Genomic DNA, 25,756 nt, shown 5'->3' on the forward strand with positions numbered 1-25,756 from the left:
TTCGCATAACACGATCAACCGCCGTTCGTTCCTGAGGAGCGCAATGTGACGACCGACATCGCCGTGCCCGAACCCGAAACGCGCACGGCATCGTCTCTCAGACATTTCGGTTTCCTGACGTTGCAGAACTTTTCGATGATCGCGTTTTCGAGTGCGGTCGAGGTTCTGCGCATGGCGAACTACGTGGGGCGCGCGGACCATTACCGCTGGTCGATCTACTCGCTGGATGGCGCACCGGCCCGCGCTAGCAACGGCATTACGGTGCGCCCCGCGCAGGCGATCGACCCGGCGTGCCTGCCCGACGTACTGATCGTGTGCGGCGGCATACGCATACGCGAGATCATGAGCGAAGGCGTGCGCGCCACGCTCGCCATGGTGGCGCAGCAGGGCGTGCCGCTTGGCGGCATCTGCACCGGTGCTTACGCGCTGATGGCGAGCGGGCTGCTGGATGGCTATCGCTGCGCGGTGCATTGGGAGGATCTTACGGTCTTGCACGAAGAGTTTCCGCGCGTGCGTTTCGCTGATGAACTGTTTGTGGTCGATCGCGACCGGCTTACTTGCACGGGCGGCACCGCGCCGCTTGATCTGATGCTCGAACTCGTTGGTGCGAGTCTTGGGCAGAGTCTTGCCGCCAAGGTATCCGAACAGTTTATTCTCGAACGGATTCGCGGTTCGACCGATCTGCAGCCTATTCCTGTGGATGCGCGTGTGGGTTTTTCGCGTGCCGAGTTGGTGGAGGTCGTGCGGTTGATGGAGGCTAATATCAAGGAGCCCCTGTCGCTGGAGGAACTCGCGCGGCTCGTTCGGCTTTCGCAGCGGCATTTGCAGCGGATGTTCAAGGCTTATCTGAATGTCTCGCCGACGCATTATTATTTGACGTTGCGGTTGAAGCGGGCGCGTGATCTGTTGCGGACGACTGATACTTCGATTTCTCGTGTGACCGCTATTTGTGGGTTTAATTCACCCTGCCATTTTAGTAAGGCGTATCGGGTGCAGTTTGGGCATGCGCCTAGTCATGAGCGGCGGGGCGTGGAGTGAGGGTTGGGTTTTGGTTTTGGTTTTGGTTTTGGTTTTGGTTTTGGTTTTGGCTTTTTGCCGTTTTTTTGGGGGTTTCTTGTTTTCGCGTCGGTATGCAGGTGTTGCCCCTGTGCGGGGCGGCACCTACTTTCTTTGCCGCGGCAAAGAAAGTAGGCAAAGAAAGCCGCTCAAACCGCCAATGCCTGCCACAGTTCATATCTCGCCGTAACTGGTTAATGGCTCCGGAGCGTCTGTCACCTCGCACCACCAAAGTTAGTGACAAGGCAGTCATTCATCCCGCTGCTCGCTACGCGCGCTGCGGTTGGGTCTGCATGGGAAACCAGGGGCCATTGTCAGGCTTTACGTGAATGTACGCGCCCCGCCGGTTTTGGGTTATGCCCTTCGGCGCGCGTAGCGCCGCTGGAAGGATGAGCGCCTTGTCACTCCGGTTATGGGCGAGTGGTGCCAGACGCTCCGGAGCCATTCACCAGTTACGTCGAGATGTGAACCGTGGCAGGCATTAGCGGTGTGAGCGGCTTTCTTTGCCTACTTTCTTTGCCGCGGCAAAGAAAGTAGGTGCCGCCCCGCACAGGGGCAACGCCTGCATACCGCCGCGAAAACAAGAAACCCCCCAAAAAACCGAAACCAAACAAAAAAGTCAGTGCAACGAACCACCAACAGCAGCCTCCCCATCAGCAAGCGCAGCACCACCCCGCAAAAGCGCATCAAGCTCCGCCAACTGCCCCGAATCCTGCCCACTACGTTGCGCACGAAACATAACCGGCGGCACCCCAAACTGCTTCCGAAACTCACGCCCAAGATGCGAAGCATCCGAAAACCCGCAACTCGAAGCAATATCGGCAACGGTTCGATCCGAACTCGTGAGTAGCCACGCGGCTGTACGCAGCCGCAAGACATTGGCGAATGCCCGCGGACTCTTCCCCGTCTCCGCCTTGAAAAGGCGTTCGAGCTGCCGCGGCGAGAGGTTCAGCTTGCAGGCCAGTTCTTCCAGCGGCACGTTGCGTCCAACCTGCTGCTCCATCAACAGTACGGCGCGCTTCACCTTCGGGTGCGTAGCAGGCTCGAGGCCGGGCGGGTGAGGCTGGGGCGCATTGCCCTTTTGCATTTCGCCGACCAGCAAAATGCGCAGCGCTTTTTGCACGGTCGCGTGATCGAAGTGGCGCAGCAAAATGGCAGCGGCGACGTCGATCGACGCGCGGCCGCCCGAGCAGGTAATGCGGCGCCGGTCGATCGCGAACAGGCGGTCGGCGACGATGGCGTCGGCATTGACGTTGGGGAAGCGCTCGATGAAGTCCCAATAGTGGAACCAGCTCACGCAAATACGATGACCGTCGAGCACGCCGGCGCGCATGAGCGCGAAAACGCCTGTGCAGATCCCGACGACCGTCGTCTCACCGCCGGCCGCGCGACGGAAGTACTGCAGCGTGGCTTCGCTTGCGTGCGGGCCGGAGTGCAGCAGTCCGCCCACGACCACGAGATAGTCGACCGGTTCGGCATCGGCAAAGGTTTCCCAAGGCGCGATCTGGATGCCGCAACTCGCACGCACGGGCGCGAGCGTTTCGCCGATCACGCGCCACGAGCAGCGCACGGGCTTGCTGTAGTCGCCTTCGTCGGCGGACAAACGCAGCATGTCGACGAAACCGGAGAACGCGGTCAGCGTGAAGTTCGGCAGCAGCACGATGCCGAAACGGATGCGCTCCTTGGGAGCGGCGTCGAAGGAAACGGCGGTGGCGAGTGTGTCGGACATGGAGGCCCAGGAAAGCGACGATGCTGGTTCAGCCAAGCTTCCACGATATGTCCCCGAGGCGCTTGTCGATTTCCGCCATCGATCTTCGCAAAAGCGAAATCTTGAAGGAATACAGGCCGCATGGCGGGGCGGTTCCGCCGGCCTGGCGCGTTCGTTCTAGCGGCGCCGCCGCCGCTTTGGTCAACTCTTAGCGGGCACACGCCCCACGCTGCACCCATCCACGAGGCCTGCTTTCATGCCGCGCACCGCAACCGTCGAACTCAACAAACGCGCCTGTCATGGCGATGCCGAAGCCGCGCTCGCGCTGCTCGAGCAGAGCATGGCGCGCGGGCACGGGCGTATCGGGCTGCTGCGCTATCTGCAGGCGCGGTGCGTGGGCGCGGCGCTCTCGCCGCGGCACCACGACTATGCGGAGCGGGTGGCGAGCAGGATGAGCGAGGGCGCGTTCGCGGCGCTGGTGGCGCAGGCGCAACGCCGCCACAGCATGGCGGCGTGAACGCCCCCGCGCTAGCTCACAGCACGACGGTGCGGCCGTCGTTGATGAAGACCCTGCGCTCGAGAAATACCCGCACGGCGCGCGCGAGCGTCACGCATTCGACGTCGCGCCCGACGGCCAGCAGGCGCTCGGGGTTCAGCGAGTGGTCCACCCGCTGCACTTCCTGCTCGATGATCGGGCCTTCGTCGAGATCGTCGGTGACGAAGTGCGCCGTCGCGCCGATCAGCTTGACCCCGCGCACGTGCGCCTGGTGGTAGGGGCGCGCGCCCTTGAAGCCAGGCAGGAAGGAATGGTGGATGTTGATGGCACGGCCGGCCAGCTTCTGGCTCGTTTCGTCGGAAAGAATCTGCATGTAGCGCGCGAGAATCAGCAGCTCCGAACCGGTCGAGGCAAATAGGTCGAGGATGGCGTTTTCCTGTTCACGCCGCGTTTCAGGCGTGACGGGGAGATAGTGAAATGGCAGGTCGTGCTGCCTGGCGAGCGGTTCGAAATCGCGGTGATTCGAGGCAATACCCGCAATGTCCATCTGCAGCTCGCCCATGCGCCAGCGAAACAGCAGGTCGGCCAGGCAATGCTCGAGCTTGGACACCATGATGAGCACTTTGGGACGCACTCGCAGGTCGTGAATGGCCCAGGTCATTTCGTGCTTGCGCGCGACGCTCGCGAACTCGTCCCGCAGGCCCGCGAGGTCGAAGCGCTCGGCCGCGCCGGGCTGCACGACCTCGTGAAAGACGCAGCGCAGGAAGAACCGCGTGCTGATGTCGTCGTCGAACACCGTGAGCTCGTCGATATAGCCGCGGTGCGCGTCGAGAAAGCCGGCGACCGCGGCAACCTGCCCGGCGGCGGCGGGGCAGGACAGCGTGAGCACGTAGCGGTGCTGCGGGTCTTCGGTGGGCATGCGCGTTCTCCTCGTGTCGTGGTGCGCCCGGTGCAACTTGCGGTTCGTGCCGGGGCGCTGGCTTGATGGCGCAAGTAAGCCACCAATCGGCGCGCGGCACATAGAACCCACGCGCTGTATCGAGAGAATGAATACGCCAACCCGGCGCCAAACCTGCGCCAGCAAGAAGAAGGTCACTTTTGCCCCTATGGCTGTCGCATTCCTGCTATCCCGCGTTTTTTTCTCCGGCAAGCATGGGGCTGCGGCTAATCTGGAGCGGAAATGGAGAGTTACCTGGGTCTGCAGGCGAGGGCGTCGAAAGGGCAGTGTGCCGCGCTTTTCCGCGTGCGCACATCGGTCGCCGATGTGTATATGTCGGTGAGCCGCTCGAACTACGGCAACGAGGAACGGGCCGTGGTCGAAGTGGACTGCGTGCGCTTCTTGAGGCTCTGGCGGGACGACCCGCGCAGCGAGCACGCTGGGCTCGCAAACGGCAATCCGCAGACATGGCGTGCCGACCCGCGCTTCGAACTGGCGGCCGAGGGCTTCAGTTTCGGCGAGCAAGACCCCGTGCCGATTGCAGAAGTCAGTTGCCCGGCGAGCGTCCCCGTGCCGTACGTTGCGTTCACGGATGGCGTGATGCGGACCCTCTGGCTAGCCGCCTACGCGGCAAAGTCCTTTCCGGTGGAATGCGCGGTGAACGACGCCGAGGCGCTGCAGCGCCTGGCTGGCACGGCTGGCAGCCGCTGGCTCAGCGTCGCCGAACTCGTTCTGCCGCCAACTGCCTGAGCCCCGGAATGGCTCGATAGCGTCAGTGGGCGAGCGCCCACATGAGCGACACGGAGAAGGCGCCCACCACGACGGATGCGCAACGCTGGAAGAACGCGGGGCGAATGAATGGCGCGCGGCCATTGCGCGGCGCGGCGCCAATGGCGATCCACGTCAGGCCGATGGGAATCAGCAAGACCGCGAAGATCGCCATGGCCTGGAGCCACGTGATGACGCTCGCGAACGCCGCGGGCGGAAAAATCGAGCCGGCGAACAAAATGGCCTTGGGATTGAGCACCGTGGCGCTGAACAGCGTGCGCGTGCTGACTACGCCTCTGGCCGACGTTTCTATCGAGTTTGCCGTGAACCAAAGGCGCAGGGCGAGCCACGCGAGATAGAGGCTGCTGGCCACACGCAGCACCTTTGGCAGCCAGCTCAGCGATTGCGACGCATGGTTGAAGCAAAGCCCCCAGACCGTAATCGACACCAGGTAGCCGGCCAGTTCGGCTGCGGTCAGATGCGCGGAGCGCCGCAGGCCCTGCCTCAAACCGGCTGCGGCGAGCAGGGTGTTGGTCGGCCCCGGCATGAGCAGCACGATCGCGCAGCCCGAGACCATCAGCCCGATGGTGGAAATGGAAAGCATGAGGGCGACTGGGGGAATAGGGAGTTCGGATTGTTGGAAGCTGACTGTAGGGTGTTGTGGCAGCCAGTAACTGAAACTGCCCCACGGTGCCCGCATTCTACGGCTTGCGCCGGTATATGCCTATTTCAGCCGGGTCCGAGGCGCTAAACCGTCGGCCGATATTCGTCATGCTCAGAGCGGCATCTGCTTTGGTAAATGCGTGCTTATGTCGCGCGCCTAAATTCTTGATTTCAATGCATCTCTTGATGCGTAACAAATCATTTCAAAATATTTCGTGCTCCACCCTAAATAATTCGCGACGCCCGCCGTTAAAGTACGCACGAGAACTCCGTCCAGAAAATTTGCGGGCCGAGGAAGAATAAACATACGCCGTCCGGGGTCGAGAGCCCGCACGTTGCGGCCGCCGTTATCGTCAACCCCTATGCCTGATTTGTCGTGGACCATGCCCGTGGCGCGTTGGTCCTTCTGGTCTTCCGCATCGGAAAGTGTGCCTGAGGTTGCGTTCGTCGATCCGATGATGCGCCGCCGCCTGAGCGCGCTTTCGCGGATGGCGCTGAAGGTGGCGGGCGACTGCGTCGATGTGCAAACCAGGACACGCGTGGTTTTCGCATCGCGGCACGGCGAGTTGCGCCGCACGACGGACATTCTGCGCGATATCGAGGCGAACAAGCTCGTTTCGCCGAACGCGTTCAGCCTTTCCGTGCTCAATGCGATGACAGGTCTGTTCGGCATCGTGCGCGGCGACCGTTCGCCGGCTACGGCCCTCTCGGCAGGGGCGGCAACGCTGGGCTACGCGCTGCTCGAAGGCCACGCGCTGCATACGGAAGACCCCGACAGCGCGGTCTTGATCGTCTACGCCGACGAACCCGCCGACGCCCGCTACGGCACGGTCGAGCAGGAAGTTCAGCGCGGCGCGTTCGCGTTGCTGCTCGATGCGAGCGAGGCGCCGCAAGGCCGGCTCGCGTGCTCCATCACAGAAAACAGGCAGGGCCCGGCAGCACAGGCACGCGAATTCGCTACACAAAGTGAAGCGCTGCATCACTGCCTGAGCGGCGGCGAAAGCGCCGCGTGGCAGGGCAGCGGCGGCACATGGCAATGGAGCTGGCATGTCGGCTCGGCTTGATTACGGCTGGCGGCTCTTCGCCACCGGCTTCAGCCTCGCCTTGTTCGGCGCGTGCGGGCTGCTCTTCTCGGTGATCGTGTTTCCGCTCGCGTCGGTCTGGCCGCATCGCGCCTCGCGGCAACGCGCGGTCACCACCATCATTCACTGGTTTTTCCGCTCGCTCGTGGCCGCCTTGCAGCGCGCGGGCGTCATGAAGCTCGACGTGGCCGGCGCGAATGCGCTGCGCTCGGGCACACCGGCCATCGTTGTCGCGAACCATCCCACCTATCTCGACGTGGTGGTGCTGCTCGCGCTCACGCCATCGGCCTGTTGCGTCGTGAAGAACGCGCATTGGCGCAACCCGTGCTTTTGGGGCATCGTGCGCGCGGCCGAGTACGTGAGCAATGCCGATCCCACAGGCTTTGTGCAGGACTGCGCGCGCCAGCTCGCGAACGGCTACAGCATGATCATTTTTCCCGAAGGCTCGCGCAGCCCCGCGCCGAATCGCCTGCACGCGTTCTCGCGCGGCTTCGCGCATACGGCGCTCGAGGCCGGCGCGCCGGTTCTGCCCGTGCTCATGCACTGCGATCCGCCCGCCTTCACCAAGCAGATGCGCTGGTATCACGTTCCGCAGCGGCCCTTCCGCATGAGCGTGAACGTGCTGGCGCCCATCGGCGTCCAGCCGCTCGCGCCGCGCGACATGCCTTCCGCACTCGCCGCGCGCAACGTCACGCGCACCATCGAGGCGCAAATCACACAGCACCTGTTTGACTATGGATACTTTAAAACTGGAAATTAAGCGGCTCCTGATCGAGGCGCTCGATCTCGAGCATCTCACGCCCGCCGATATCGACGACGACGCACCGCTGTTCGACACCGACGGCGTGGGGCTCGACTCGATCGACGCGCTGGAGATCGGCATCGTGCTGCGTCAGCGCTATCAACTGACCATCAACGCCGACGACGAAAGCGTGCGCGGCTACTTCCGGTCGATCAACACGCTCGCGGCGCTCGTCGCGGGGCACACAAACGAAAACGAGGCGCTGGAAGCCACTGCAGGGAAAGGGGATTGAATCATGAACGAGGCTGAAATTCTCGACCGTATCCGCGAGATCTTTCACGAGAACTTCGATATCGATCCGGCGCGCGTCACGCCGGAGGCGCACCTGTTCGAGGAACTGGATCTGGACAGCATCGATGCCGTCGATCTGGCCATCAAGCTCCAGGAAATGACGGGCCGCCGCATCAAGCCGGAAGAGTTCAAGCAGGTGCGCACGGTGGGCGACGTGATCGTCGCGGTCGAGGCGCTGCTCGTGACCCAGGCTTGAGGCCATTCGTGACGGTTCTTCGCGGGCACGGCTCGGCTGAGCCTGCCGGTGCAGGTGAAAGCGACGCGGCAGGCGGCCGGGCACGCAGCAAGTGGAGGCTGCTTGCCAGTCTCGCGTACCCGGTCGTGATCCTCTGCGCGTGGCGCTGGGATTCGCCGCGCTTCGTGGGCTTGCTGCTGCTCGTGCTGCTCTGGATGCAGCGCGTGGCCGGCACGGGCGCGCTCGCCGCAACGCTGCGCAAGCTCACGCCGGTGGACTGGGCCGTGGCCGTCATGCTCAATGTCGCCTCGGTGGCCATCGTCCTCACCAATAGCGAACGGCTCATGCGCCTCTATCCTTCGCTCGTGAATATCGGGCTGCTCGTCGCCTTCGGCGCGACCCTTGTGAAGGGCCCGTCGATGGTCGAAAAATTCGCACGTCTGACTTATCCCGATCCGCCCGCGCACATCGTGCGCTATACGCGCCGCGTCACGCAGCTCTGGTGTGTTTTCTTCGCTTTGAACAGTATGTTTTCCGCCTGGACGGCGCTTGCCTGGCCCACTCGCGCCTGGTCGCTCTACAACGGGCTGCTCGCCTATGTGATCATCGGTGCGCTGCTGGCCGGCGAGTTCGTCTGGCGTAAATGGATCATGCTGCCGCGTGCTGCGCGACGGGAGGCGGTGTGATCGCATTGCACGAGCTTCTCGTGGCGCGTTGCCGCGAGCCGCGCAGCGTGGTTTGCGTCGATGGCGCCAACGTAACGGACTTCGATACGTTCCGAGCGCATGCGCTTGGCATTGCGGCGCGCATGCGCACGCAGCCGGGCCTGCGCTTCGCGCTATGGAGCGAAGATCCGTATCTATTCGCCTGCGCTTTGTTCGGACTGCTTGTCGCTGGCAAGGTGCCCGTGATTCCGGCGAACGCGACGCCCGGCTATCTTGCCGAACTAAGCGATGCGTACGACGCGGTGCTCGACGAAAACGAGCTTGCCGCGTGGTGTGCCGATACCGCAGCGGTTCAACTCGTCGAGCCCGGCATGGCGATCGATGCGAACGCAATGCTCACGCTCTTCACGTCGGGCAGCAGCGGCACGCCGAAGCCCGTACACAAGACGCTCGCGCAGTTCGACGCGGAAGTGCATACGCTCGAAGCCGCGTGGGGCGCCCTGCTGGGCGACGCGGCCGTGCTCGCGAGCGTGCCGCATCACCACATTTACGGGCTGCTGTTCCGCGTTTTCTGGCCACTGGCCGCGGGAAGGCCGTTTGCACGCGCGACCTGTGCCGACCCGGCGCAACTGCAGGCGCGCATAGCCGAATGTTCGGCGCAGTGCGGCGCGACCGTCGTCGTCTCGACGCCTGCGCAGCTCTCGCGCTGGCCCGATCTGCCGGGGTTCGCGACACTCGCTCCGCAGCCGCGCGCATTCCTCTCGTCGGGCGGCCCGCTGCCGCTCGACACCGCGAAGCAATATGCCGCCACGTTCGGTGTCGCGCCGCTGGAGATCTACGGCAGCACGGAGACGGGCGGAATCGCCTGGCGCAGACAGACTGAAGCGCAAGCGTGGACGCCCATGCCGGGCATCGACGTGCGCGCGGGCGCTGCGGAGGAGGGCGGCGCGCTCGAGGTGCGCTCGCCGCATCTCGGCCACGACGGCTGGCATCGCACCGACGACAAGGCTACGCTCGACGAGCAAGGCCGCTTCGTGCTGCAAGGGCGTCTCGACCGCGTGGTCAAGCTCGACGGCAAGCGCGTGTCGCTCAGCGAGATGGAGAGCAAACTGCTGCTGCATCCCGGCGTTGCCGAAGTGAGAACCGTGCTGCTCGAAGGCGGCTCGCGCGAGCGCATCGGCGCGCTCGTGGTGCTTACCGCAGAGGGCCGCGAAACGCTGCGCCGCGATGGCCGCGTTCTGCTCCTTAAAGCGTTGCGCCGCCATCTCGCCGCCTGGTTCGACGCGGTCGTTCTGCCGCGGCACTGGCGCATTCACTGCGCGCTGCCAGTCGACTCGCGCGGCAAGATTCAGGCGCAAGCGGTCGCCCGCGCATTCGCGGCCAGCGATGAAGGGTTCGAGTTGCTTGCGCAATGGGACGACGCAGAAGGGCGGGCATTCGAACTGCGCGTCCCGCACACGCTCGTTCATTTCGCGGGCCACTTTCCGGGGCTGGCGATTCTGCCAGGCGTCGTGCAGGTGGACTGGGCGATGCGTTTCGCGCGCGACTGGGTGCCCGGCGTGCGTGCGCTCGTCTCGATCGATCAACTGAAATTCACCATGCCGGTACCGCCGGGCGTGCTGCTCAAGCTCGTGCTCAAGCACGACGCCGCGCGCCGCCGCGTAGCGTTCGCATGGCGCGTCGGCGAGCGCGACTGCGCGTCCGGCGCTTTCGTATACAGGGAGCCCGCATGAGCCTCACGGCCTGTATCGTCATTCCGATCTACAACCACAAGGACGCGATCGGCGGCACCGTGGCGAACCTGATCGTCCACGGACTGCCGCTCATCGTCGTGGACGACGGCAGCGATGAAGCCACCCAGCAGGTGCTGGCGGACCTCGCGCGTCGCTACGCCGGCAAGCTCACGCTGCGGCGCCTGCCCGTCAACGGCGGCAAGGGCGCAGCGGTAATGGCGGGGCTGCGCGCCGCGCGCGACGCAGGCTATACGCACGCGCTGCAGATCGACGCCGACGGCCAGCACGACGCCGCGGATGTTCCGCGCTTTCTCGCTGCCGCGCAGGCGAATCCGCGCGCGGTCGTGATCGGCCAGCCCGTGTACGACGAGAGTGTGCCGAAAGCGCGCCTCTATGGGCGCTATCTGACCCACGTGTGGGTGTGGATCGAGACGCTCTCGTTCACGATTCGCGATTCGATGTGCGGCTTCCGCCTCTATCCGCTCGACCTCGCGTGCGCGCTGATCGACAGCGTGAAACTGCCCGAGCGCATGGACTTCGACATCGAGATTCTCGTGCGACTGCACTGGCGGCGCGTGGCGTTCATCTCGATTCCGACCGCCGTCACCTACGCGGCCGATGGCGTCTCGCATTTCGACGTGCTGTGGGACAACGTGCGCATCAGCCGCAGCCATACGCGGCTCGTCGCGGGCATGCTCGCGCGTCTGCCGCTGCTGCTCGCGCACAAGGTCCTGCCGCGGCGCACGGATGCGGGCGACGGCAACGACCCGTGGTGGCGCACCGCCGAACGTGGCAGCCGGCTCGGCATGGCGCTGCTTGCCTGGAGTTGCGGCCTGTTCGGGCGGCGCTTCACCGCGCTTTGGCTGCACCCCATCGTCGCCTACTTCCTCGTCACGGGCCGTCCCGCGCGCGAAGCCTCGCGTCGCTATTTCGACCGGCTGCAGCAGTGTTCGCCGGAACGCGAGACGCCGCGCCCCGGCTGGTTCACGGCCTACCGCCATATGCTCTCGTTCGCGCAATCGGGCTTCGACAAGCTGGCCGCCTGGACGGGCCGCGTCGGTCCGGCTGACGTGGAGATCGACGACCCACGCGCGTTCGACGCGTTGATCGCGAGCGGCCGCGGCGCACTCGTGATCGGCTCGCATCACGGCAACCTCGAAATGGCGCGGGCGCTGGCCGTGCGCGGCGCGCAAACGAAGGTGACGGCCATCGTCTACACGGAGCACGCGAAACGCTTCAACAGCGTGCTGGCTACCGCCCATCACGATTTCGCGCAGCATCTCGTGCCGGTGAGCGACTTCGGCCCGCAAACGGCGCTGATGATGCAGGAGCGCATCGAGCGAGGCGAGCTGCTCGTCATCGTCGGCGACCGCACGCCCGCGCGCGAAACCGGCCGCACCACACAGGCGCAATTCCTTGGCGAGACCGCCGCGTTTGCTCAGGGACCCTATGTATTGGCGCATGCGCTCGCGTGCCCCGTTTATCTGTTGTTCTGCCTGAAAGAGCGCACGGGCTACCGGCTTTACTTCGAGCCGTTTGCCGAGCGCATCGATCTGCCGCGGCGTGGCCGCGCCGAGCATATTGCGGCGTGGGCGCAGCGCTTTGCGTCGCGCCTCGAACACTATTGCCGCAAGGCGCCGTACCAATGGTTCAACTTCTACGATTTCTGGGCGCGCCCCAGTGGGGGAGCGAATGGCAGAGACTGACATGAAGGATGCCGGAGTCAAGGCGGATGCCGTGGTATTCGGCGGCCGCCATTTGACGATCGAAGACGTCGTCGCGGTAGCGCGTGGCGGTGCTGCTGTGCAGCTCAACGACGACCCGGCCTGGCGCGAACGCATCGCGCGCGGCGCGGAGTTTTTGCGCCGCCATCTCGAAGCCGGTGCGACCGTGTACGGCGTCAATACGGGCTACGGCGACGCCTGCGTCGTCGACGTACCGATGGCGCTCGTCGAGGCGCTGCCACTGCAACTCACGCGCTATCACGGCTGCGGCATGGGCGAGTATCTCGACGACGCTTCGGCGCTCGCCGTGATCGCCGCGCGTCTGAATTCGCTCGCGCTCGGGCTTTCGGGCGTGCGCCCGGTGCTGCTCGAACGCCTCGCCGATCTCATCAATCATCGCGTGTTGCCGCGTATTCCCGCCGAAGGTTCGGTGGGCGCAAGCGGCGATCTCACGCCGCTTTCGTATGTCGCGGCGGCGCTGGTTGGCGAGCGTGGCGTGCAGTTTCGCGGCGCGCCCTGCGAGGCGCGCGACGCGTGGCTCGCGCTAGGCCGCGAACCGCTCACGCTTGCGCCCAAGGAAGGCCTCGCGCTGATGAACGGCACGGCGGTCATGACGGGCCTTGCGTGTCTCGCGTTCACGCGCGCGGCGCAACTTTCGCGCCTCGCCGCGCGCCTCACCGCGCTCGCCACGGTGGCGCTCGACGGGCGCGCCGCGCATTTCGACGCGTTCATCTTCGAAGCCAAGCCGCACGCCGGGCAGGGCGAGGCGGCGGCCTGGATCCGTGCTGACCTCGCTGGCCGTCCGGACACGCCGGGTCACCGCTTGCAGGACCGCTATTCGATCCGCTGCGCACCGCACGTGATCGGCGTGGCGAACGATGCGCTCACGTGGATGCGCCGCGACATCGAGAACGAACTGAACAGCGCCAACGACAATCCGCTGATCGATCCCGACGGCGAGCGCGTGCTGCACGGCGGCAACTTCTACGGCGGCCATATCGCGTTCGCGATGGATGGACTCAAGACGGCCGTGGCGAATCTTGCTGATCTGATGGACCGGCAGCTTGCCTTGCTCGTCGACGACAAGTTCAACAACGGCCTGCCGCGCAACCTCACGGGCGCGACGAGTGCACGCGCGCCGATCAATCACGGCTTCAAGGCCGTGCAAATTTCGTCGTCGGCGTGGACAGCGGAGGCGCTCAAGCACACGATGCCCGCGAGCGTGTTTTCCCGCTCGACGGAAGCACACAACCAGGACAAGGTGAGCATGGGTACGATCGCGGCGCGCGACTGTTTGCGCGTGCTGCAACTCACCGAGCAGGTCGCGGCCGCCCATGCGCTCGCCACGGTGCAGGCCGCGCGTCTGCGGCTGCGCGGCAACGCCGAGACGATGATTCCCGCGCCGCTTGCCGCGTTCATGGAAGACGTGGCCGCTACATCGCCATTCGTCGACGAGGACCGCGCGCTCGAACACGAACTGCGCGACATGACGGAGCGAATCGCAACCGGCGACTTCCTCGGGCCGAACGCGGAGGGCGGGCGATGAGCGAATCACGCAAGGTTGCGCCGGTGTTGAGCGCAAGCGCGAACGTGGAAGTGCCGTTCCATGACGTGGACGCGATGAACGTCTGCTGGCACGGCCACTATCTGAAGTATTTCGAATTCGGCCGCGCGGCGCTGCTGCGCAAGTTCGACTACGACTATCGCGAGATGCAGGCGTCGGGCTACGTGTGGCCGGTGGTCGAAGCGCATTTGAAGTATGTGCGGCCCGCCGTTTATGGGCAGCAGCTCGAGGTGTGCGCGCACCTGCTCGAATACGAAAATCGCCTGAAGATCAGCTACGAAATCTACGATCGCGATTCGCGCACGCGGCTCACGAAGGGCTACACGATCCAGGTCGCCGTGAACGCCGCCACGCAGGAGCTGCAGTTCGTCTCGCCGCCTGTCGTGCTCGAAAAGCTGGAGCGTGCATGGGCGCGTTGAAACGATGCGCGGCGATGGCCGCAGTGCTTGCGCTTCAGTCGATGTGGCTTCCGGCGCGGGCCGCGACGGCGCCTGCGAACGTGAGCGCGAACGCCGGCGACGCGGCACTCGTCTCGCAGATCGCGTCGCGTCTCGCGCGCGCCAATGGCGTGCGTGCGCATTTCACGCAGACGCAGACGCTCGCCGCGATGAAAGCCCCGCTCGTCAGCACGGGCTCGCTGCTGTTCTTTCGCGAACGCGGCGTGATCTGGCAGGTCGAGACGCCGTACAAGAAGACGTGGATCATGCGCGACAGCGGCGTCACCGTGATCGATGCGGCCGGTCTGCGTAGCCAGAACGCCGGTGCACAGGGCGCGCGCGGTGCGGCGGAGATCGCGAAGATGATGCGGGCGATGCTGGGCGGCGACCTGAGCGGGCTGTACTCGCAATTCGACGTAGCGGCGCGCGGCACGCCTTCGCAATGGCAGATGCGCCTCGTGCCGCGCCAGCCGCAGATTGCACAGGCGCTGCGCGGCATCGAGATGGAAGGCGGCGACTTCCTGCAAAGCTTGCGCATCACCTTCGCCAACGGCGACGTTACGCAGTACGACTTTAGCGGCAGCGCGCAGGTGTCCGAACTTACGCCCGCCGACCAGAAGCTTTTCGGAACGCCGCAGTGAGTTCCTCCGAGCTTCGCACCGCAACGCCGCCGTGGCGGCAGTGGACGCTGCGCGCCGCGTGGCTGCTGCTGGCGCTCGCGGCGGCGCTGTATTGCGCCTGGCGCTTTGCGGGACCGACGCCCCTGCAGACGAACCTGCTCGCGCTGCTGCCGGCGACTGAAGCCGACCCCGTGGCCGAAGAGGCCGTGGACCAGCTTGCAAGCGCGCTCGGCAACCGCGCCGTGCTGCTCGTGTCGAGCGGCGACGGGGCGCACGCGAAAGCCGCGGCGCAGCAGTTGGGCGCGGTGCTGAGCGCGAGTCACGCGTTTGCTTCGGTGACGGCGCAAGTCCCGCCGTTCGATCTCGGCCGCATTACGCGCTTTTACCTGCCGTACCGCTTTAGCCTGCTGACTGCGCAAGACCGTGCCGTTGTCTCCGGAAGCACCGAAACGCTGCGCGGCGCGCTCGCCGAGCGCCTCTATGGCCTGCCGGACGCGGGTCTCGCAACGTCGCTCGCGGACGATCCCTTCGGCTGGCTTCAGCACTGGCTCGCGGGGCTGCCGCTCGCGGCATCGAATCTCACCGTCGAGGACGGTTTCCTCGTTGCGCACCACGGCAACACCACGAGCGTGCTCGTGATCGGCACGCTGCCTGGGTCAGCCTACGAATCCGACGTTCAGCGAGGCGTGCTGCTTGCCGTCGCACACGGCGAAACGGCACTCAAGGCGTCGTGGCCCGATGTCACGGTCGCGCGCACGGGCGCCGTGTTCTATGCCGAGTCTGCGCGGCGCGCCTCGGAGCGCGACGTCCATGTGATCGGCATCGTTTCGGCGGTGGGGATCGCGCTGCTCATGCTCTGGATCTTCCGCTCGCCGCGGCTGATCCTGCTGGGCTTCGTCTCCACCGCGCTCGGCATCGTGTGCGCGCTCGCGGCCACGATGCTCGTCTTCGGCAAGCTGCATCTGCTGACGCTCGTGTTCGGCGCGAGCCTGATCGGCGAGGCGGTCGATTACTCTATTCAGTACTTCGTCGTCTACCTCGGCACGCGGCACGGCTGGGATTCGCGGCGCGGCGCGCGGGAAGTGCTGCCCGCGCTCACGGTGGCGCTCAGCACGAGCCTGCTTGGCTACGCCATCCTGACGTTCGCGCCGTTTCCGGCGCTCAGGCAGATCGCGTGCTTCGCCATCGTCGGCATATTCACGGCGTTCGCTTCGGTCATCTGGCTGCTACCCAGCCTTATGACGCAGCCCGCGCGCCGCAGTCCCCAAACGCTCTTTGTGGTGGCCGCGGCTTCGCTCGCGAAGTGGCAGGCGCTGATCGGCGGGCGTCGCGCATGGGGCGTCGCGCTGGCGCTCGTGGTCGCCGCCGTGCCGGGCTGGCTGCAACTGCGCAGCGACGACGACATTCATCTGCTGATCCAGCGGGACCCGGCGCTCGTCGCGCAGGAGCGTGTGGTGTCGAGCGCGGTGGGGGCCGACAACAGCGCGCAGTTCTTCGTCGTGCGCGGTGCGTCGCCTGAGGCCGTTCTCGAGCGCACCGAGGCGCTGTGCGCGCGGCTCGGTACGCTCACGGGCGCATCCGCGCTGGGCGACTGGCAATCGGTGACGTCGTTTGTGCCGTCCGAAGCGCGACAGCGGGCCGATCGCGCGCTGCTCGGCGCGCATGTGTTCGCCGACCCCGCCGCCTTGCGCTCGCTGCTCGGCGCAGCAGGCTTTCGTGACGAGGTGGCGCAAACATGGCTCGATGCCTGGGCGCGCTCGGGCGCTGCCATGCTGCACGTGGACGACTGGCTTGCCGAACCCTGGTCGCAGCCGTTCCGCCACCTGTGGCTCGGGCGTTCCGTGAGCACGCCGGGTGCGTTCGCGGCGATAGTCATTCCGCAAGGTGTGTCCGCTGCGAACGAGCCCGCGCTGCTCGACGTTGCGCACGCGCTGCCCGGCGTGAGCTTCGTCGACAAGGCAGCGAGCGTGTCGCGGCTCTTCGGCGTGTATCGGCAGGACGGCGCAATCTGGCTCGCGGGCGCGCTGACGCTCGTGCTCGCGCTGCTGATGTTCCGCTATGGCTGGCGCGGCGCGATCGCGGTCGCGCTGCCGGTGTGGCTCGCCATCGGCGTCACGCTCGCCGCTTTCGGCTATGCACACGTGCGCATCAATCTCTTCAACATGCTGGCGCTGATGCTCGTGCTCGGCGTGGGCGCGAACTATGCCGTCTTTCTGCGCGAAGGCGCGATGCGCGCTGCCACCGATCGCGGCGCGGTGTGGACGGGTGTGCTGCTATCCGCCGCGACCACGTTGCTCTCGTTCGGCATGCTCGGCATGAGTTCCATGCCCGCTCTCAAGAGTTTCGGCGCCACGTTGTCGCTCGGCATCATGGTGTCCGTCATGCTCGCGCCTATCGGCATAAGCGGAACAAGCGGCATGCCCACGAATCAACGGAGAAAGGCGTAATGGCGCTCCCTGTCTATTTGCACGCGCTCGGCATGGTCAACGCGCTTGGCGACGACGTGACTGCGATCGCGGGTGCGCTCGCGCGTGGCGAGGCGCCCGGAATGGGGCCGATCGCGACACGCACCGGTACGGCGTTCGCGGGCAGCGTGAAGGCGCCGCTCGACATCGCGCCGCCCGCGTCGCTTGCCCACTACGACTGCCGCAACAACCGGCTTCTGCTCGCCGCGCTGGCGCAGATCCGCAGCGCCATCGAAGCCGCGCGCGAGCGCTTTGGCGCGGGCCGTATCGGCGTCGTGCTGGGTACGAGCACGTCGGGCATCAGCGCCGCGGAAATGATGTTCACGCAGCCTGCGCAGCAAGAAGCCGCTTCGGCGTTCGATTACCGCCAGATGGAAATCGGCACGGCCGCGCCGTTCGCCGCCGCGGCGCTCGATCTGCGCGGCCCGGCGTACACGATCTCCACGGCGTGCACGTCGAGCGCGAAGGCATTCGCCGCCGCGCGCCGGCTGCTGCGGGCGAACCTGTGCGATGCCGTCGTCGTGGGCGGCGTCGATTCGCTTTGCGAACTCACGCTGCAAGGCTTCGCCTCGCTCGAATCGACGAGCCCCGTGCGAACCAACCCGATGAGCGCGCAGCGTCGCGGCATCAACATCGGCGAAGGCGCGGCAGTGTTCCTGATGAGCCGCGAGGAAGGGCCGGTGATGCTCGCCGGTGCGGGCGAGTCGAGCGACGCCCACCATATTTCCGCGCCGGACCCGACGGGTGCGGGCGGCGAACTTGCATTGCGCGCGGCGCTTGCCGACGCGGGCATTGATGCCTCGGCGATCGGCTACGTCAACCTGCACGCAACGGCCACGATCAAGAACGACCAGATGGAAGCGCACCTGATGGCGCGCGTGTTCCCCGGCGGCGTGGCCGCGAGCGGCACGAAGCCGCTCACGGGTCATACGCTCGGTGCAGCGGGCGCGAGCGAACTGGGGCTCGCGTGGCTCACGCTCGCTCGCGACGACGTCGCGCTGCCGCGCCATCTGTGGGACGGCGAAGCCGACCCGGCGCTGCCGGCGCTCGACCTGGTTGAAGACGTGCGGTATTTGCCGCGCAACGGCGTGCGCCAATATGTGATGAGTAATTCATTCGCGTTTGGCGGCAGCAACGTTTCACTCATACTCGGACGGTGATCGAGGCCATGAATTCCGTTCTTTCACCATCGACAGACGCGTTCCCGCTCGCATTTCCACCTATCGAAGCGATCATTCCGCACCGCGGCACGATGCTGCTGCTCGACTCGGTCGCCGCATGCAGCGACGAATCGCTCACGGCGCTTGCCAGCGTGCGCGCCGATGCGTGGTACGCCGACGAGCAGGGCGCGATGCCTGCGTGGATCGGCATCGAGTTGATGGCGCAGGCGATCGCGGCCCACGTAGGCCTGTTGTCGATGCGCGAAGGCAAGCCCGCGCGCCCAGGCGTGCTGCTCGGCACGCGCCGCTATGAGGCGGTGCAAGCTGCGTTCGCGAAGGGCGCGCCGCTCAGCATTACGGTTAGCGAACTGCTGCGCAGCGAAGAAGGCCACGGCGCATACGGCTGCACCATCAATCAGGATGGCAAACTATTGGCTGAAGCCACCGTCAAGGTGTATCAGCCGCGCGATTTCCAGACTTTTATCGAGGAGAATTCCAGATCATGAGCCGGCGTGTTCTCGTCACCGGCGCGAGCCGCGGCATTGGTCGCGCGATCGCCTATCATCTCGCCGCGGACGGCTTTGCCGTTACCGTCCATTGCCGCACGGGCCGCAACGAAGCAGATGCCGTCACGGCGGGCATCGTCGCACAGGGCGGCACGGCCAGCGTGCTGCAGTTCGACGTGCGTGACCGCGCCGCCTGCCGCGCGGCGCTCGAGGAAGACGTGGCGGCGCACGGCGCGTATTACGGCATCGTCTGCTGCGCGGGCGTGACGCGCGACGCCGCGTTCCCCGCACTGACCGACGAAGACTGGGACATCGTGCTCGAAACGGGCCTCGACGCGTTCTACAACGTCGTCCATCCGCTCGTCATGCCGATGGTGCGTGCGCGCAAGGGCGGCCGGATCGTGACGGTCGCCTCGGTGTCGGGCGTGACGGGCAATCGCGGGCAGGTCAATTACAGCGCCGCCAAGGCCGGGCTGATTGGCGCGACGAAAGCGCTCGCGGTGGAACTGGCCACGCGCAACATCACGGTCAACAGCGTCGCGCCTGGGCTCGTCGACACGGGCATGCTCGACGACGTACCGCTCGAACATGCGCTCAAGGCCGTGCCGATGAATCGCGTGGGGCAGCCCGCCGAAGTCGCGGCCGTGGTCAGCTTTTTGATGTCCGACGCGGCTTCCTATGTCACGCGTCAGGTCATCGGCGTCAACGGTGGGATGGTCTGATGAAGCGCGTCGTCATTACCGGCATGGGCGGCGTGACCGCGCTCGGCGATCAGTGGGAGCAGGTCGAAGCCGCGCTCAAGCGCGGCGTCAACGCCGTCAAGCGCGTGCACGATTGGGACTATATCGAGTCGCTGCATACGCGCCTCGCATGCCCGCTGCCGGCGTTCAATACGCCTGACTATTACCCGCGCAAGAAAACGCGTTCGATGGGGCCGGTCTCGCTCTACGCGGTGCGCGCGAGCGAGCACGCGCTGGCGGACGCGGGCCTGCTCGATGACCCGTCGATCAAGGACGGCCGCATGGGCGTGGCGTACGGGTCATCGGCCGGTTCGGTCGAGCCGGTGCGCGCGTTCGGCAAGATGCTCGAAACGGGTTCGATGAGCGACGTGACGTCGAACAGCTACGTGCAGATGATGCCGCACACCACGGCCGTGAACGTGAGCCTCTTTTGGGATCTCAAGGGGCGCATCGTGCCGACGTCGTGCGCGTGTGCTTCCGGCAGCCAGGCAATCGGCTACGCGTACGAGATGATCGCGAACGGCAAGCAGACGCTGATGCTCGCCGGTGGCGCCGAGGAACTCTCGGGGCCCAGCGTGGCCGTGTTCGACATGCTCTACGCCACGAGCACGCGAAATGACGAGCCGCAGCTCACGCCGCGTCCGTTCGATGCTGCGCGTGACGGCCTCGTGGTGGGCGAGGGCGCGGCTACGCTCGTGCTCGAGGAATACGAGCATGCCGTGGCGCGCGGCGCGCGCATTCATGCGGAAGTGGTGGGCTTCGGCTGCAATTCGGACGGCGCCCATATCACGCAGCCCACTGCGGCGACGATGGCGGTCGCCATGCGTCAGGCGCTCGCCGACGCGCAGTTGGCCCCGGAAGCGATCGCGTATGTGAATGCGCACGGCACCTCCACGGATCGTGGCGACGTGGCCGAAAGCCAGGCTACGGCGGAGACTTTCGGCGCGCGCATGCCGATCAGTTCGCTCAAGAGCTATGTCGGCCATACGCTCGGCGCCTGTGGCGCGATAGAGGCCTGGTGGACGATCGAGATGATGAAGCGCAACTGGTACGCGCCCACGCTCAACCTGACCCAGGTCGATCCGGCCTGCGCGCCGCTCGACTACATCCAGGGCGAACCGCGCACGATAGACGCCGAATACGTGATGAGCAACAACTTCGCGTTTGGCGGCGTGAACACCTCGCTGATCTTCCGGCGCGCGCATTGAGCATGCAGACATCGTTATCAGCGAGCGGCTTGCGGCGCGTCGTCGTGACGGGCATGGGCATCGTCTCGTGCCTCGGCAATACGCTCGACGGCGTTTCCTCGCGCCTGCGCGATGGACGCGGCGGCATCACGCGCGTTCCGGCGTGGCGCGAGCGCGGCTTTGCAAGCCAGGTGGCGGCGGTGGCTTCCGTGGAGGACGAAGCGCCGTTCGGGCGCAAGGCCGAACGGTTCATGGGCGACACCGCGCGCTTTGCCTGCCACGCCGCGCGCAGCGCCATCGCCGATGCGCAGCTCGACGCGCACGCGCTGCACAGCCCTCGGGCCGGCGCGGTGGTGGGGTCGGGCGTCGGCACGATGTCGGCGTACGACGTGGCCATGGAAAGCGCGAACACGCGCGGTATCGACCGCGTGCCGCCCTATACGGTGCCGCAGGCGATGAGCAGCACGACATCGGCGAATCTTGCGCACGTGTTCGGAATGGAGGGCGTGACGTACTCGCCCTCGTCGGCCTGCACGACGTCCGCGCTCGCGATCGGCCAGGCCATGCAACTGATCCAGACGGGCCGCCAGGACATCGTGCTCGCGGGCGGCGCCGAAGGCTTGCACGACAACATGACGCTGATGTTCGACGCGATGGGTGCGCTTTCGCGCGGTTTCAACGACACGCCGGAGCGGGCGTCGAGGCCCTATGACGCGCAGCGCGACGGCTTTGTGATCGGCTCGGGCGCAGGCATCCTCGTGCTCGAATCGCTCGCGCATGCGCAAGCGCGCAACGCGCGCATCTACGCGGAGCTGACCGGTTACGGCCAGGGCACCGACGGCGCGCATATGGTCGCACCGCAGGCGGGCGGCATTGCGCGCGCAATGCGGGAGGCGCTCGCCGAGGCCGGCTGCCGCCCGGACTACATCAACACCCACGCGCCTTCGACGCCCTCGGGCGATATCGAGGAGCTGCTCGCGCTGCGCGCCGTGTTTGGCAACGAAGTGCCCGCGTTCTCCTCGACGAAGGCGCTCAGCGGCCATCCGCTTGGCGCATGCGGTGCGCACGAAGCCATCTACACCTTGCTGATGATGCGCGATCGCCGGATTGCGGGTGCCGTGGGCATCGAGGCGCTCGATGCGGCTGCCGCCGGCATGCCGCTCGTGCGTGAAACGCGCGATGCGCGCATCGATACGGCGATGTCGGTTTCATTCGGGTTCGGCGGCAGTTGCGCCAGCCTGGTGTTTCGCGCCTGGAATGCAGTCTGAAGTTTCGGGCAACCCTGAAAATAATGAGGATTCCAATGAAAAAGACTTACCTCACGCTGAGCACGGCCGCGATCGTCAGCCTGACGTTGGCCGCTTGCGGATCGGAGCGCCTCACGCTGCCGATCCAGCCCGTCGCGTCCCTCTCGACGGCGAAAGCCGCATCGAGCGCGGACCCGGCTGCAAAAATTGCCGTGTATTTCGGCGCGCAGCCGCATCCGGAAGTGGTGCGCCACGTGGGTGACGCCTCGCATTCCCTGCGCATCGCCCGCGCGACCGACGGCGCCGAGGCCAGCTGCAACAAGGTGCTCGCCATCGCACTCGACAAGCTGCGCTCGGACGCCCACAACAAAGGCGCCAACGCCGTCATCAACGTGACCACGCGCTTTCACGGCAGCGAAACCGGGTCGGCCACCGAATACACCTGCGGCGTGAGCCAGAGTGCGGCGGCCATTGCCGTCACAGGCGACCTCGTGGTGCTGCAAGCGAATTGAACCAACGGAGAAAAGCAATGAAGAAACTGTGGATGTTCGCCGCGCTGTGCGCGGCCTTTGCGACGTCGCAAGCGTACGCACGCAATACCGTCGACACCTATTCCGTGGATGTGGCGCTCCAGAGCGAGCCCGGCAAGGTGAGCGACGACATTGCGCTGTACTTTGCGGGCCAGCCGCATCCGGCGGTGAAGAAGACGCTGGGCCAGTTCTCCACGAACAAGAAGACGAACGCGGTTGGCAAGAGCGACGAAGCGGCCTGCCAGCACGTGTTCCTTTCGGCCGTGCAGGAGCTGCAGGAACGCGCGCGCAAGGAAGGCGGCAACGCGGTCATCAACATCAAGAGCAACTACAAGAACGAACTGCGCGAGAGCGCCACGGAATTCACGTGTGGCGCGGGCGCAATGATCGCCGGCGTGGCGCTCGTCGGCGATGTGGTGACGCTCAAGGGCGGCAAGTAGCCCGCAGCAGGAGGCGGCGGGCGACCCGGCTCACGCCGCCTTCATGCCGCCTTCACGGCGGCGACGTTGACCAGGGTTTCGCGCCGCTTCCCAGGCTTGGGATGATGCAGGCCGAGCCGCTCGAAGAGACCGAAATCGGCGGCACGGCTCCACCACAGATAGGGCAGCGAAACATTGCGCTCCGAAAAGCGGAAACCCGCCGTGCGGATCATTTCGAGGTAGCCGTTGGCGCTCTTCTGCACGTGCATCGGATGGCGGAACAGCAGGCGGATGACCCACGAGCGGATATAGGCCTCGGTGGATTCGGCGAACAACAGCACGCCGCCCGGCTTGAGCACGCGGTGGAACTCCGCGAGCGCGCGTTCCTGCTCGACTAGATGATGGAAAGTCTGGTGACAGAAGACGATGTCCGCGCTGGCCGTGGGCAGCGGCAGGTTCGCGCAGTCGCCGTGCAGCAGTTCGAACGCGGTTTGCGTCTGCAATTTGTCCTGGCACGTGCGTGCCGCACGCGCCGCCAGTTCGAGCGACGCCTCGTGATAGTCGATCCCGACGATGCGGCGCGGGCGGAAAGCCTCGGCCAGCAGGCGGAACGACTTGCCTTGACCGCAGCCGACATCGACGATTTCGGGCGCGTCGGGCAAAGGCATGTCGACGAGGCGCTTGAGGTCGTTGATCGCCACGCGCAGCACATGGTGCTCCCACGTGTGGGTGCGGAGAAACCAGATGCCGAAGGCCGTTTCCGGGACGAACGGCACGTAATTTGATTCGGAAACCGACATATTTTTTTTACCCGTTGCGAATGCGGTCGTGGACGCGAATGGGCATTGTAAATGCAAGGGCGCAGCGAGGGGTGTCAGAATCACGGTTTCGCGCAGCGCAGTGCGCTTGCATTGGGCATACAGTCGTAACAGGACGTGACAGGACGTAACAGAGCGCGTCAGGACGCAGAGAAGGGAAAGGACTATGGAAAAGAGCATTGGAGAAGCAGTTACGACCCCGTCCACGCGACGCGAAGTCGTCGACGTGGCGATCATCGGCGCGGGTCCCTCGGGCGCAGTCGCTGCGGCCCTATTGCGCAAGGCCGGACGCTCGGTGCTCGTGCTGGAGCGCCAGCATTTCCCGCGCTTTTCGATTGGCGAGAGCCTCTTGCCGCAAAGCATGGCGTACCTGGAAGAGGCCGGCATGCTGCAGGCGGTGGTGGAGGCCGGCTTTCAGTACAAGAATGGCGCGCATTTCGTGTGGCGCGACGAGGTATCGTCGTACGACTTCCGCGACAAACACTCAGAGGGCTGGGGCACGACCTACCAGGTCGAGCGCGCGAAGTTCGACGATCTGTTGATCGGCTGCGCTGCGAAGCAGGGCGCCGAAGTGCGCTTTGGCCACACGGTGACGGGCATGCGCACGGGCGACGCGCCGGTGCTGGAGGTGATCGACGAAAACGAGGCGCGCTATGAAGTGCACGCGCGTTTCGTGCTCGACGCGAGCGGTTTTGGCCGCGTGCTGCCGCGCCTCCTGAATCTGGAGGCGCCCACCGGTATGCCGACGCGTGCCGCGATCTTCAGCCACGTGCGCGACGGGCTGCCGCTTGACGCCTTCGATCGCAACAAGATTTGCATCGCGACGCACCCCGAGCATCGCGATGTGTGGTTCTGGATGATCCCGCTCGCGGGCGGCCGCTCGTCGGTGGGCTGTGTTGCCGATGCCGCTTTCCTCGACGTGCCGCAAGCGGAACGCGAGGCGCGGCTGCGCGCGCTCATTCGCGAGGAGCCGACACTGAACCGCCTGATCGGCGACGCGCCGTTTCTCATGCCCGTGAACCAGATCGGCGGCTATGCGGCCAACGTCGAACGATTGCATGGCCCGGGCTTCGCGCTGCTCGGCAACGCGGGCGAGTTTCTCGATCCGGTGTTTTCTTCGGGCGTCACCATCGCGCTGCGTTCGGCGCACCTGGCCGTGAAGGTGCTCGAGCGGTTGCTCGACGGCGCGGCCGTGGACTGGCAGGCCGAATACGACGTGCCGCTGCGCAAGGGGATCGACACGTTCCGCGCGTTCGTCGAGCGCTGGTACACGGGCGAACTGCAGGACATCATTTACTACCCGCGCCAGACGCCCTTGATCCGTCGGATGATTAGCTCGGTGTTGGCGGGCTACGCGTGGGACGAGAGCAACCCTTATGTAGCGGAGCCCGTGCGCAGACTCACGTCGCTGCATGAGGCGTGCAAGCTGTCGTTGTAACGGGCGAAGAGGGGCGCTTGTCGGGTTGGCGCCTGCGGAGGGTCGCAGGACCAACCCGGCTTTCGCGGTTTTACTGGCCCGGTGGGTGAACCGCGCCTAGCTGGATCATCAACCCGAGCGTGTCCATGATGAGGCGGGTTTCCTTGATCCTGCCGTCCTGAAAGCGGTCGATGACCATGCCCCAGACCTTGACGGAGCGCCCCGTCGCGTCTACGCCGAGGAACGCTCCCCTGTGCGTGCCCGTCCATTCGAAGCGGGTCAGCACGCGGTCGCCTTCTGTGAGTTGTTCCTCGACGCGCCAATGCATGTCCGGGAACGCCGCTCGCATTGCACGTACGACATCCTTGAGGCCCTCGACACCGGGACCCTGGCCGGGGAACGGCACCTGCTCGACCATGTCTTCCCAGAAAAACCGCTCTGCGGCGTCGATCTGCCCTTGATTCAGGACTTCCTCGATGAACGCGCGAACCATATCGCTTGTTTCGTGCATGGAATGAATGGCTCCTGGTTGGCCAAATTGGGAAG

The 25,756-nt window shown here is 65.6% G+C and carries 27 protein-coding genes; 22 read left to right on the plus strand and 5 right to left on the minus strand.

Annotation, left to right across the window (positions count from 1 at the left end):
- Positions 1-45 precede the first annotated feature (45 nt).
- The gene (locus tag E1N52_RS20720) at positions 46-1,038 is read left to right on the plus strand and encodes a GlxA family transcriptional regulator (protein ID WP_246089154.1); all 993 of its coding nucleotides are present in this window, start codon (positions 46-48) and stop codon (positions 1,036-1,038) included.
- A 637-nt stretch (positions 1,039-1,675) separates the two neighbouring features.
- Here the strand turns inward: E1N52_RS20720 and E1N52_RS20730 are convergent.
- Positions 1,676-2,785, minus strand: a complete 1,110-nt coding sequence (locus E1N52_RS20730; protein WP_133184599.1) for a GlxA family transcriptional regulator — start codon at positions 2,783-2,785, stop codon at positions 1,676-1,678.
- A gap of 235 nt (positions 2,786-3,020) precedes the next feature.
- Between E1N52_RS20730 and E1N52_RS20735 the strand changes: the two genes are divergently transcribed.
- Entirely contained in the window at positions 3,021-3,281 is a 261-nt protein-coding gene (locus tag E1N52_RS20735) for a hypothetical protein (protein WP_133184600.1), read from the plus strand.
- Between the two features lie 16 nt (positions 3,282-3,297).
- Here E1N52_RS20735 and purU read toward each other — a convergent pair whose 3' ends face one another.
- Positions 3,298-4,179, minus strand: a complete 882-nt coding sequence (gene purU, locus E1N52_RS20740; RefSeq protein ID WP_133184601.1) for a formyltetrahydrofolate deformylase — start codon at positions 4,177-4,179, stop codon at positions 3,298-3,300.
- A gap of 261 nt (positions 4,180-4,440) precedes the next feature.
- Here purU and E1N52_RS20745 point away from each other — a divergent pair, with 261 nt between their 5' ends.
- Entirely contained in the window at positions 4,441-4,947 is a 507-nt protein-coding gene (locus tag E1N52_RS20745; protein ID WP_133184602.1) for a plasmid fertility inhibition factor family protein, read from the plus strand.
- Positions 4,948-4,969: 22 nt separating this feature from the next.
- Here E1N52_RS20745 and E1N52_RS20750 read toward each other — a convergent pair whose 3' ends face one another.
- Positions 4,970-5,569, minus strand: a complete 600-nt coding sequence (locus E1N52_RS20750; RefSeq protein ID WP_133184603.1) for a LysE family translocator — start codon at positions 5,567-5,569, stop codon at positions 4,970-4,972.
- 421 nt (positions 5,570-5,990) lie between these two features.
- On the opposite strand from E1N52_RS20750, the gene E1N52_RS20755 reads away from it, so the two are divergent.
- Genes E1N52_RS20755 through E1N52_RS20840 form a run of 18 tightly spaced genes read left to right on the plus strand, consistent with a single transcriptional unit; the run spans position 5,991 to position 22,996 of the window.
- Positions 5,991-6,692 (plus strand): beta-ketoacyl synthase chain length factor, encoded by a 702-nt coding sequence (locus E1N52_RS20755; protein WP_133184604.1) that lies wholly within the window; start codon positions 5,991-5,993, stop codon positions 6,690-6,692.
- The gene (locus tag E1N52_RS20760; protein WP_133184605.1) at positions 6,676-7,470 is read left to right on the plus strand and encodes a lysophospholipid acyltransferase family protein; all 795 of its coding nucleotides are present in this window, start codon (positions 6,676-6,678) and stop codon (positions 7,468-7,470) included. Before E1N52_RS20755 ends, E1N52_RS20760 begins: the two co-directional genes overlap by 17 nt.
- Positions 7,445-7,744: a phosphopantetheine-binding protein gene (locus E1N52_RS20765; RefSeq protein ID WP_133184606.1), complete on the plus strand. Its 300-nt coding sequence runs from the start codon at positions 7,445-7,447 to the stop codon at positions 7,742-7,744. Before E1N52_RS20760 ends, E1N52_RS20765 begins: the two co-directional genes overlap by 26 nt.
- Before the next feature lie 3 nt (positions 7,745-7,747).
- Positions 7,748-7,999 (plus strand): acyl carrier protein, encoded by a 252-nt coding sequence (locus tag E1N52_RS20770; RefSeq protein ID WP_133184607.1) that lies wholly within the window; start codon positions 7,748-7,750, stop codon positions 7,997-7,999.
- 8 nt (positions 8,000-8,007) lie between these two features.
- Positions 8,008-8,664, plus strand: a complete 657-nt coding sequence (locus tag E1N52_RS20775) for a COG4648 family protein (protein ID WP_205965641.1) — start codon at positions 8,008-8,010, stop codon at positions 8,662-8,664.
- Entirely contained in the window at positions 8,661-10,376 is a 1,716-nt protein-coding gene (locus E1N52_RS20780; RefSeq protein WP_133184608.1) for an ApeI family dehydratase, read from the plus strand. Before E1N52_RS20775 ends, E1N52_RS20780 begins: the two co-directional genes overlap by 4 nt.
- The gene (locus E1N52_RS20785; protein ID WP_133184609.1) at positions 10,373-12,082 is read left to right on the plus strand and encodes a glycosyltransferase family 2 protein; all 1,710 of its coding nucleotides are present in this window, start codon (positions 10,373-10,375) and stop codon (positions 12,080-12,082) included. The genes E1N52_RS20780 and E1N52_RS20785 overlap by 4 nt, the downstream gene beginning before the upstream one ends.
- Positions 12,069-13,646 (plus strand): HAL/PAL/TAL family ammonia-lyase, encoded by a 1,578-nt coding sequence (locus tag E1N52_RS20790; RefSeq protein WP_133184610.1) that lies wholly within the window; start codon positions 12,069-12,071, stop codon positions 13,644-13,646. The genes E1N52_RS20785 and E1N52_RS20790 overlap by 14 nt, the downstream gene beginning before the upstream one ends.
- A complete protein-coding gene (locus E1N52_RS20795; protein ID WP_133184611.1) occupies positions 13,643-14,083 on the plus strand; it encodes an acyl-CoA thioesterase in 441 nt (146 codons plus the stop codon). Before E1N52_RS20790 ends, E1N52_RS20795 begins: the two co-directional genes overlap by 4 nt.
- Entirely contained in the window at positions 14,071-14,742 is a 672-nt protein-coding gene (locus E1N52_RS20800; RefSeq protein WP_133184612.1) for a LolA family protein, read from the plus strand. Before E1N52_RS20795 ends, E1N52_RS20800 begins: the two co-directional genes overlap by 13 nt.
- Positions 14,739-17,168: an MMPL family transporter gene (locus tag E1N52_RS20805; RefSeq protein ID WP_205965642.1), complete on the plus strand. Its 2,430-nt coding sequence runs from the start codon at positions 14,739-14,741 to the stop codon at positions 17,166-17,168. The genes E1N52_RS20800 and E1N52_RS20805 overlap by 4 nt, the downstream gene beginning before the upstream one ends.
- Positions 17,168-18,346, plus strand: coding sequence for a beta-ketoacyl-[acyl-carrier-protein] synthase family protein (locus E1N52_RS20810; RefSeq protein ID WP_133184613.1), 1,179 nt, complete (start codon positions 17,168-17,170; stop codon positions 18,344-18,346). The genes E1N52_RS20805 and E1N52_RS20810 overlap by 1 nt, the downstream gene beginning before the upstream one ends.
- Positions 18,347-18,354: 8 nt before the next feature.
- Positions 18,355-18,852, plus strand: a complete 498-nt coding sequence (locus E1N52_RS20815) for a hotdog family protein (RefSeq protein ID WP_133184614.1) — start codon at positions 18,355-18,357, stop codon at positions 18,850-18,852.
- Positions 18,849-19,574, plus strand: a complete 726-nt coding sequence (locus tag E1N52_RS20820) for a 3-ketoacyl-ACP reductase FabG2 (RefSeq protein ID WP_133184615.1) — start codon at positions 18,849-18,851, stop codon at positions 19,572-19,574. Before E1N52_RS20815 ends, E1N52_RS20820 begins: the two co-directional genes overlap by 4 nt.
- Positions 19,574-20,800, plus strand: coding sequence for a beta-ketoacyl-ACP synthase (locus E1N52_RS20825; protein WP_133184616.1), 1,227 nt, complete (start codon positions 19,574-19,576; stop codon positions 20,798-20,800). The genes E1N52_RS20820 and E1N52_RS20825 overlap by 1 nt, the downstream gene beginning before the upstream one ends.
- Positions 20,801-20,802: 2 nt before the next feature.
- Positions 20,803-22,047 (plus strand): beta-ketoacyl synthase N-terminal-like domain-containing protein, encoded by a 1,245-nt coding sequence (locus E1N52_RS20830; protein ID WP_133184617.1) that lies wholly within the window; start codon positions 20,803-20,805, stop codon positions 22,045-22,047.
- Between the two features lie 35 nt (positions 22,048-22,082).
- Entirely contained in the window at positions 22,083-22,538 is a 456-nt protein-coding gene (locus tag E1N52_RS20835; protein WP_133184618.1) for a signal peptidase, read from the plus strand.
- Between the two features lie 17 nt (positions 22,539-22,555).
- Positions 22,556-22,996 carry a YbjQ family protein gene (locus tag E1N52_RS20840; RefSeq protein ID WP_133184619.1) on the plus strand — a complete coding sequence of 147 codons (441 nt, stop codon included), beginning with the start codon at positions 22,556-22,558 and terminating at the stop codon, positions 22,994-22,996.
- 41 nt (positions 22,997-23,037) lie between these two features.
- On the opposite strand, the gene E1N52_RS20845 is transcribed toward E1N52_RS20840, so the two are convergent.
- On the minus strand, positions 23,038-23,775 hold the full coding sequence (locus tag E1N52_RS20845) for a class I SAM-dependent methyltransferase (protein WP_133184620.1): 738 nt from the start codon (positions 23,773-23,775) through the stop codon (positions 23,038-23,040).
- Positions 23,776-23,959: 184 nt separating this feature from the next.
- Between E1N52_RS20845 and E1N52_RS20850 the strand changes: the two genes are divergently transcribed.
- A complete protein-coding gene (locus E1N52_RS20850) occupies positions 23,960-25,231 on the plus strand; it encodes an NAD(P)/FAD-dependent oxidoreductase (protein ID WP_133184621.1) in 1,272 nt (423 codons plus the stop codon).
- A gap of 70 nt (positions 25,232-25,301) precedes the next feature.
- Here the strand turns inward: E1N52_RS20850 and E1N52_RS20855 are convergent, their stop codons facing one another.
- The gene (locus tag E1N52_RS20855) at positions 25,302-25,721 is read right to left on the minus strand and encodes an ester cyclase (protein ID WP_133184622.1); all 420 of its coding nucleotides are present in this window, start codon (positions 25,719-25,721) and stop codon (positions 25,302-25,304) included.
- Between the last annotated feature and the right edge of the window lie 35 nt (positions 25,722-25,756).

The sequence above is a fragment of the Paraburkholderia guartelaensis genome, assembly GCF_004353905.1.
GTDB classification, from domain to species: Bacteria; Pseudomonadota; Gammaproteobacteria; order Burkholderiales; family Burkholderiaceae; genus Paraburkholderia; species Paraburkholderia guartelaensis.

Coding starts and splice junctions, on each gene's coding strand:
- E1N52_RS20850 (WP_133184621.1), top strand. CDS start 23,960: ATGGAAAAGAGCATTGGAGAAGCAGTTACGACCCCGTCCACGCGACGC.
- E1N52_RS20815 (WP_133184614.1), top strand. CDS start 18,355: ATGAATTCCGTTCTTTCACCATCGACAGACGCGTTCCCGCTCGCATTT.
- E1N52_RS20835 (WP_133184618.1), top strand. CDS start 22,083: ATGAAAAAGACTTACCTCACGCTGAGCACGGCCGCGATCGTCAGCCTG.
- E1N52_RS20840 (WP_133184619.1), top strand. CDS start 22,556: ATGAAGAAACTGTGGATGTTCGCCGCGCTGTGCGCGGCCTTTGCGACG.
- E1N52_RS20755 (WP_133184604.1), top strand. CDS start 5,991: ATGCCTGATTTGTCGTGGACCATGCCCGTGGCGCGTTGGTCCTTCTGG.
- E1N52_RS20730 (WP_133184599.1), bottom strand. CDS start 2,785: ATGTCCGACACACTCGCCACCGCCGTTTCCTTCGACGCCGCTCCCAAG.
- E1N52_RS20795 (WP_133184611.1), top strand. CDS start 13,643: ATGAGCGAATCACGCAAGGTTGCGCCGGTGTTGAGCGCAAGCGCGAAC.
- E1N52_RS20770 (WP_133184607.1), top strand. CDS start 7,748: ATGAACGAGGCTGAAATTCTCGACCGTATCCGCGAGATCTTTCACGAG.
- E1N52_RS20790 (WP_133184610.1), top strand. CDS start 12,069: ATGGCAGAGACTGACATGAAGGATGCCGGAGTCAAGGCGGATGCCGTG.
- E1N52_RS20785 (WP_133184609.1), top strand. CDS start 10,373: ATGAGCCTCACGGCCTGTATCGTCATTCCGATCTACAACCACAAGGAC.
- E1N52_RS20845 (WP_133184620.1), bottom strand. CDS start 23,775: ATGTCGGTTTCCGAATCAAATTACGTGCCGTTCGTCCCGGAAACGGCC.
- E1N52_RS20825 (WP_133184616.1), top strand. CDS start 19,574: ATGAAGCGCGTCGTCATTACCGGCATGGGCGGCGTGACCGCGCTCGGC.
- E1N52_RS20820 (WP_133184615.1), top strand. CDS start 18,849: ATGAGCCGGCGTGTTCTCGTCACCGGCGCGAGCCGCGGCATTGGTCGC.
- E1N52_RS20750 (WP_133184603.1), bottom strand. CDS start 5,569: ATGCTTTCCATTTCCACCATCGGGCTGATGGTCTCGGGCTGCGCGATC.
- purU (WP_133184601.1), bottom strand. CDS start 4,179: ATGCCCACCGAAGACCCGCAGCACCGCTACGTGCTCACGCTGTCCTGC.
- E1N52_RS20765 (WP_133184606.1), top strand. CDS start 7,445: ATGGATACTTTAAAACTGGAAATTAAGCGGCTCCTGATCGAGGCGCTC.
- E1N52_RS20745 (WP_133184602.1), top strand. CDS start 4,441: ATGGAGAGTTACCTGGGTCTGCAGGCGAGGGCGTCGAAAGGGCAGTGT.
- E1N52_RS20830 (WP_133184617.1), top strand. CDS start 20,803: ATGCAGACATCGTTATCAGCGAGCGGCTTGCGGCGCGTCGTCGTGACG.
- E1N52_RS20800 (WP_133184612.1), top strand. CDS start 14,071: ATGGGCGCGTTGAAACGATGCGCGGCGATGGCCGCAGTGCTTGCGCTT.
- E1N52_RS20735 (WP_133184600.1), top strand. CDS start 3,021: ATGCCGCGCACCGCAACCGTCGAACTCAACAAACGCGCCTGTCATGGC.
- E1N52_RS20810 (WP_133184613.1), top strand. CDS start 17,168: ATGGCGCTCCCTGTCTATTTGCACGCGCTCGGCATGGTCAACGCGCTT.
- E1N52_RS20760 (WP_133184605.1), top strand. CDS start 6,676: ATGTCGGCTCGGCTTGATTACGGCTGGCGGCTCTTCGCCACCGGCTTC.
- E1N52_RS20855 (WP_133184622.1), bottom strand. CDS start 25,721: ATGCACGAAACAAGCGATATGGTTCGCGCGTTCATCGAGGAAGTCCTG.